At 36.6% G+C, this 6,766-nt stretch carries 7 protein-coding genes; all 7 read left to right on the top strand.

All coding sequences use genetic code 11. The features are described from left to right. Positions 1-278: 278 nt before the first annotated feature. A complete protein-coding gene (locus DW039_RS18580; protein ID WP_120382226.1) occupies positions 279-881 on the top strand; it encodes a hypothetical protein in 603 nt (200 codons plus the stop codon). Positions 882-896: 15 nt separating this feature from the next. After that, positions 897-1,739, top strand: coding sequence for a glycosyltransferase (locus DW039_RS18575; protein WP_120382225.1), 843 nt, complete (start codon positions 897-899; stop codon positions 1,737-1,739). Between the two features lie 27 nt (positions 1,740-1,766). Next, positions 1,767-2,966, top strand: a complete 1,200-nt coding sequence (locus tag DW039_RS18570; protein WP_120382224.1) for a CDP-glycerol glycerophosphotransferase family protein — start codon at positions 1,767-1,769, stop codon at positions 2,964-2,966. Positions 2,967-2,997: 31 nt separating this feature from the next. Next, complete coding sequence (locus DW039_RS18565; RefSeq protein WP_133302544.1) at positions 2,998-4,254, top strand: hypothetical protein; 1,257 nt, start codon at positions 2,998-3,000, stop codon at positions 4,252-4,254. A 47-nt stretch (positions 4,255-4,301) separates the two neighbouring features. Continuing rightward, entirely contained in the window at positions 4,302-5,234 is a 933-nt protein-coding gene (locus DW039_RS18560; protein WP_165853121.1) for a glycosyltransferase, read from the top strand. A gap of 5 nt (positions 5,235-5,239) precedes the next feature. Continuing rightward, positions 5,240-5,830: a sugar transferase gene (locus DW039_RS18555; protein ID WP_120382221.1), complete on the top strand. Its 591-nt coding sequence runs from the start codon at positions 5,240-5,242 to the stop codon at positions 5,828-5,830. Positions 5,831-5,899: 69 nt separating this feature from the next. Continuing rightward, positions 5,900-6,766, top strand: an 867-nt coding sequence (locus tag DW039_RS18550) for a DegT/DnrJ/EryC1/StrS aminotransferase family protein (protein ID WP_120382228.1), incomplete at its 3' end; no start/stop codon positions are given.

Here is a 6,766-nt window from a genome sequence, read left to right as displayed (position 1 = left end):
GGGCACTGAAAAGTGCCCTTTCGAAGGGGGATGCCCTAAATTGAGTGCTTACGATAGTTTTTCTTATTATCAACATATGTTGATTCCTAATTGTGAACCTCATGAGATACCGAATCTTTCTTGTTTAAATAATGGATTGATATGGAATAGTTATGGTTTAAAAGCTGTAATATGCAGATATACAACTAATTATGATGGGTTGAGGGGGGGACTGGTATTATGTAATAAAAGACACCCCTTTTGATATTTCCAAATTAAAGAGTAAGCGTCGTTATGTAGTGCTTCAAGGAGAGAGAAACTTTGAAATAAGGCTTATTCATGCTGAAGATTATAAAGAAGAACTTTATTCTGTGGTCTGTGATAGTCTTTCTGCATATCCGAAGAAATATCGTCCAGTAAATCCATCAAAAGAAAATTTTATTAGCTCTTTGAATTCATCGTCTTTAAAAGACAGACTTTATGGTGCCTTTTATCGAGATACGGGGAAGCTTTGCGGCTATGCTTTTATTCATATAAGAAAAAAAGTAATAGATTTTTCTATTTTGAAGACTATTCCATCTTTTGAAAAATTGCAAGTTAATGCGGCATTGATTTATGGAATACTTTCTGATTGTAATGATTTACTTAGTTCTGGTTTTTATATTTGTGATGGTTCAAAGAGTGTTTTTCATGAGACGAATTTTCAAGATTATTTAGAAAAATATTTTGCTTTTCGTAAAGCTTACGTTGATTTGCATATAGTATACAATCCAAAATATCGTTTTACCTTCAAAGTTCTTTATCGCTTACGCTTTCTGTTTTATAAATTGGATAGCATTAGATTGATACATAAACTAAATGCTATTTTCAAAATGCAAGAATGTGCAATAGAAAAATTATGATACAATTTGTTTTGTATGCCTGCAATAATAGATAAATATAAAAAATTTTCAGTATTGATGTCTGTTTATAAAAACGACAAACCAGAGTTCTTATATTGTGCTATAAAGAGTGTTACGTTGCTTCAAACTTTACAACCTTCGGAAGTCATATTGGTTATAGATGGCCCTATATCTGTTGAACTTAACAATTGCATTGAGATGCTGATGGAGGAAATTCCTTATATACGTCCGATACGCTTGTTGGAGAACAAAGGATTGGGAAATGCTTTGTATGAAGGGTTACTAGCATGCTCTTTTGAGATAGTAATGCGTATGGATAGTGATGATATATCTGTTCCTGATCGATTTGAGAAACAGATACGCTATATGGAAATGCATCCTGATATATCTGTTTTGGGTGGTCAGATTTCAGAGTTTATTGATACGGAAGACAATGTGGTAGGGTATAGAGTTGTCCCTCAAACACCTGAAGAAATTGCTCATGTGATAAAGTGGCGTTGTCCGTTTAATCACATGAGTGTGGCATTTTTACGCTCGTGTGTTATGAATTCAGGAAATTATCAAGACTGGTTTTGGAATGAGGATTATTACTTGTGGATTCGTATGTTCTTGGCTGAATGTAAGTTTGCAAACTTGTCTAATATATTGGTAAACGTGCGGGTGGGAAAGGATATGTATGCTAGAAGAGGTGGCATGAGATATTTTAAAAGTGAAGTGCGATTGCAGAAGTATATGCTTGATAATAGCATTATTAATAGCAAGGTCTTTTTAGTTAATGTTTTCGTAAGGTTTATGGTGCAACTTTTGCTGCCCAATAAGGTTCGTGGATGGTTTTTTCAAAAATTCGCTAGAAGTTAAAAGGATATGATTAATATTTGACAAAATATGATTGGTTTTAAGTACTTGTTCAATAAAATTCAGGACGTTAAGCTAAGGGACTATTTATCTTTTTTCCCTATGGTGATAGCTTGGATTGCCAAACCTCTTTATAGAAAGAAATTTCAGACTGTTTGGCTGGTATGTGAGGAGCCAAAGGAGGCTAGAGATAATGGGTATCACTTCTTTAAATATATGTGCTTGCATCAGCCACAACAGAAGTGTGTATATGCCATTAAAAAGAAATCGGTTGATTATAAGAAAGTTGCAGAATTGGGAGAAGTCGTTGAATATGGAAGTATGCTTCATTGGATAGCCTATTTTTTGTGTGAATATAATATTAGCTCACAAAAAGGAGGTAAACCTAATGCGCCAATTTGTTCTTTTATGGAGTTAAATAATTATTTTCATACGCGCAATATTTTTTTACAGCATGGTGTGACTGTCAATAATCCAAAATGGTTATATTCTGATTGTTCTAAAATTGATAAATTTGTAACATCTACACTGCCGGAAACTGAATATATCATCTCGAGGTTTGGTTATCCTGAAAATAGCATTTGTTTAACAGGTATGCCAAGATTTGATGCCTTGCATAAGATTCAAGTGATTTCTAATAGGATTTTAATAATGCCTACATGGAGATACTGGTTTAATCTTAAATCGAAACGGAATAAGAATACGGATAATGATTTTGAGACTTCTGAGTATGTGCGGTGTTGGGAAGAGTTGTTGGTTAGTCCGGAATTGGAGCGGCTGATTAATAAGTGTCAGCTAGAGGTTATCTTCTATCCTCACCGCAATATGCAGAATTACATAAAAACTTTTGAACAACTAAAAACTTCTGTTGTGATAGCTTCTTGGGAGAAATATGACATACAAGAACTGTTGAAAAGTTCAGCAATAATGATAACAGATTATTCCAGTGTTTTCTTTGATATGATATATATGAAAAAGCCGATTATATTCTATCAATTTGATGAGGAAAAGTATAGGAAATATCAATATGGCGAAGGGTACTTTGATTATCATCATAATGCATTCGGAAACACCTACTCTTCTTCAGATTTGGTGATAAAAGAGTTAGAGAAAATGGCGGTTCGTGGCTTCAAACCTTCGGAGGATTTTTTAAGAGAACATGATTGCATCTTTAAATATTGGGATGAAAAGAACTCTGAAAGAATTTTTAAACTATTGAAAGAAAATTAGTTGTCGGTTGATATGAATTCAAAATAGGAGTATGGCAGATATGAAAAAGGAAAAGACATCCATCGTAATCGCTTTTTTATTTTGTTCATTTATGTATCCGGTAATATTCAAATTTTCCGATGCATTATCGTATGCGTATATGTATGGAATTCCATTTGTATATTTATTGCTTAACTATAAACAGTTTAATCGGCTTACTAAGATGCAATCGAATCTTATTATATGCACGATTATGCTTGTTTTTTTTAGTTTCCTATATCCGATTATTCATGGAACTGGTGACTTTTCGTATGTAAAAATAGCAACTTTTATTTTTCGGAAATTAGTTGTATACATATTTCTTATTTCTCTGCTGGTCAAGAAATACAAAGAAAGAGCAAATATAGAATGTTTTATGTATTATTACGCATTGACACATGCAATATATGTAATTGGTACATTGCTGCTGGTTTTCATACCAAGTTTGAAAACTTTCTGGTTTAGTGTATTTGAGGAGGTTGTTTCTTCTGAAATGTTATCGGAATCATTTGGATATACATTTAGGATAGGTTGGCAAGGCTTTTCCGGCTATCGCTTAACGTTGCATTGTACATTAAGTTGCATTTTTCTTTTGTATTTGTTTTATGTGGGTAAAAGAAATTTTCAAATAAACAAGAAAATATTGCTTATTTGCTATATACTCTGCTTTTTGGGAAATATGTTTTATGGACGATCGGGACTTGTCTTGACAATAATTACGAGTGTTGTTGCTTCTTTTGTGTGGGGTAAAATGGATATTGCCAAATTAGTAAAGTTCTCTTTCTTTGTGTATATATTTATTGTTTGTATATCCTGTTTGCAAGATGTACCTATTTTTTCGGAATGGTATGATTGGATGTCACAACCGATACTTAATTTTTTGACTACGGGTAATTTCGGTAATGCTTCTTTGGAACGGACGCATGAAATGGTATTTATGCCGGAATGGAATACGATTCTTTTTGGGGACGGATATTTTGTTTATGATGGTTCTTATTATAAGAATACAGATTCGGGAATCATAAGGAATATACTGTTTTGGGGAATTGTGGGGTGGATATTGAGTTATGTCACGACGTTATACTCTATTGTAAGTGTAAAGAGAAAGGACAAGTTTTTGTGCTTGCTTATACTCTTTGTATTTGCCGCTTTTGAGTACAAAGGTGATGTGTATTATGAGTTTATAGTTTTATTCTTATCGGCTTCATTCGTAGATTCAATAGTGGGTAGGCTTTATGCGGATAGAAATGCAAATTTAGAAGTGAAATAGTATTTATTGTATTAAATGGGAGGATTTAGATAATGATAAGTGTCGTGATGAGTACTTATAAGGAACCTATAGAGTATATAGAGCAATCAATAAATTCTATTCTTAACCAAACATATCGGGATATTGAATTTATTATTATCGTAGATAATCCGGATAATGCGGAACATATTGAGTATATTCAGAATAGGATGTCAGGGGATAGCCGTATAAAACTATCTGTCAATGAAAAAAATTGTGGTTTAACAGAAAGCCTGAATAGGGCTATTGCTTTGGCTAGGGGAACTTTTATAGCACGCATGGATGCTGATGATATTGCAGAGGTGGATAGATTAGAGTGTCAATTGGCATATCTCATAGAAAACGACCTCGACTTGGTGGGTTGCAATATGAGAGATATGGATGAAAATGGGAACATAATCCAAGGAGCAATAACGCGTTACCCTACATTGGATGGCGTCATAAAAAACTATTTGAAAACAAATAGTGCAGTTCCACATCCTACTTGGTTGGTGAGAAAAAGTGTATATCTAGAGTCTGGTTTTTATTGTGATTTTCCTGCATGTGAAGATTATGAGTTTTTGACAAGGATTGCCATAGATGGCAAAAGACTTGGTAATGTTTGTGAACCCAAATTGCGATATAGAATAAATAGTGCAGGAATATCATGCAGTAAACGAGTGTCTCAGAAGACAAGCCTTTATTATGTAAGGAAGAATTATCTTCTTCAAAAAAAAAGTAATCTTGTTGATTTTCAGAAATTCTTATTAAGTGAAGAGGGAAAAAGAAAGCAAGAAGGACTTCGGCGATATTATGAGCAGTCAGATAAATTGAAATCTTTCCGTAGAAGCAAGAAGAGATTGGCCTTTATTGTGTGGGGAGTGTGGATGTTCATCAATTTGAAAGAAGGAAGAACTGTAATCGCAAATTGGTTAAGAGAAAGAATTTTGCAATTGCGAAACAGAAAACACTATTATATATAACTTGCATGTTTATAAAATCTCTTTTCGACCGGACAGCTTCGTTCTTCGGTCTGCTTTTTTTATCTCCAATCTTATTGGTTGTAGCCATACTAATCCGTATAAAAATGCCCGGCGGTCCGGTGATATTTACTCAGTGCAGGGTGGGGCAGCATGGACGTTTGTTCACGATGTACAAGTTCCGTTCGATGACGGTGGGGCATGGCGGTTCTTCTGTGTCTGTGGCAGGTGAGAGCCGCATCACGCTGTTGGGAGCAAAACTCCGCAAGTATAAACTGGATGAGCTGCCTGAACTTTGGAATGTATTGGTTGGCGATATGAGTTTTGTGGGTCCTCGTCCTGATGTTCCGGGATATGCTGATAAATTGGTGAGCGATGACCGAAGGATGCTTTTGCTGAAGCCCGGAATAACTGGCCCTGCCAGCCTGAAATATCGAAATGAGGAAGAATTGCTGGCTGAACAGGACGATCCTCAGAAGTATAATGATGAGGTCTTGTTCCCGGATAAAGTACGGATAAACATTGAATATTTGGATAATTGGTCTTTTTGGTATGACATTAAAATCATTATTTATACAGTACTTGGAAAGGATTTATAAAATCCTTTCTTTTCTTTTTATTCCTCATTACGTGAGGAAATCGAATCATTAGAATAATCACATATATTTATGGATAAAAGAATATATCTTTGCCTCGCCCACATGAGCGGCAAGGAGATGGGTTTCATACAAGAAGCCTTCGATACGAACTGGGTGGTTCCGCTCGGTCCGAATGTGAATGCCTTTGAGCAGGATTTGGAACGCTTCGTAGGACAGAATAAAAAGGTGGTGGCCTTGAGTGCTGGTACTGCCGCTGTGCATCTGGCCCTGCTTGCTTGCGGAGTTAGTCAGGGTGATGAAGTGATAGTACAGAGCTTTACCTTTTGTGCCTCTTCCCATCCGGTGACCTACCTCGGTGCCACTCCGGTATTCGTGGATTCTGAGGCTGATACCTGGAACATGGACCCGGTTCTTCTGGAGCAGGCTATCAGGGACCGTATCGGCAAGACCGGACGGAAACCCAAAGCGATTGTTCTGGTGGCTTTGTATGGGATGCCCTACAAGATGGACCAAATCATGTCAGTGGCAGATAAATATGATATTCCGGTCATAGAGGATGCCGCCGAAGGCTTTGGAAGTAAGTTTGACGGGCAAGTCCTCGGAACTTTTGGCAAATACGGCGTGCTTTCCTTCAATGGCAACAAGATGATAACCACCAGCGGTGGCGGTGCCCTGATTTGCCCTGACGAGGAGTCCAAGCGTGAGATAATGTTCTATGCTACCCAGGCCCGTGAGTCCTATCCCTACTACCAGCATGAGCGTATAGGCTATAATTATAGGATGAGTAACATTTGTGCGGGTATCGGCTGCGGCCAAATGACGGTGGTGGATGAGCACATAGCGCACCATAAGCATCTGTGCGGTCTGTATCGTGAGCTGTTGGCTGATGTGGAAGGAATCACGCTTCATGAGAATCCTTCCGGACGCTATGATAGT

Origin of the sequence: Bacteroides sp. AF39-16AC, assembly GCF_003602735.1 — a bacterium.
Lineage (GTDB): Bacteria > Bacteroidota > Bacteroidia > Bacteroidales > Bacteroidaceae > Bacteroides > Bacteroides uniformis.
Note: the sequence above shows the minus strand (reverse complement) of the source record. Positions and strands in the feature narration are given on the sequence as shown.

Excerpts from the sequence above, each read along its gene's own strand:
- DW039_RS18575 (WP_120382225.1), top strand. The coding sequence starts at position 897 with ATGCCTGCAATAATAGATAAATATAAAAAATTTTCAGTATTGATGTCT.
- DW039_RS18570 (WP_120382224.1), top strand. The coding sequence starts at position 1,767 with ATGATTGGTTTTAAGTACTTGTTCAATAAAATTCAGGACGTTAAGCTA.
- DW039_RS18565 (WP_133302544.1), top strand. The coding sequence starts at position 2,998 with ATGGCAGATATGAAAAAGGAAAAGACATCCATCGTAATCGCTTTTTTA.
- DW039_RS18560 (WP_165853121.1), top strand. The coding sequence starts at position 4,302 with ATGAGTACTTATAAGGAACCTATAGAGTATATAGAGCAATCAATAAAT.
- DW039_RS18555 (WP_120382221.1), top strand. The coding sequence starts at position 5,240 with ATGTTTATAAAATCTCTTTTCGACCGGACAGCTTCGTTCTTCGGTCTG.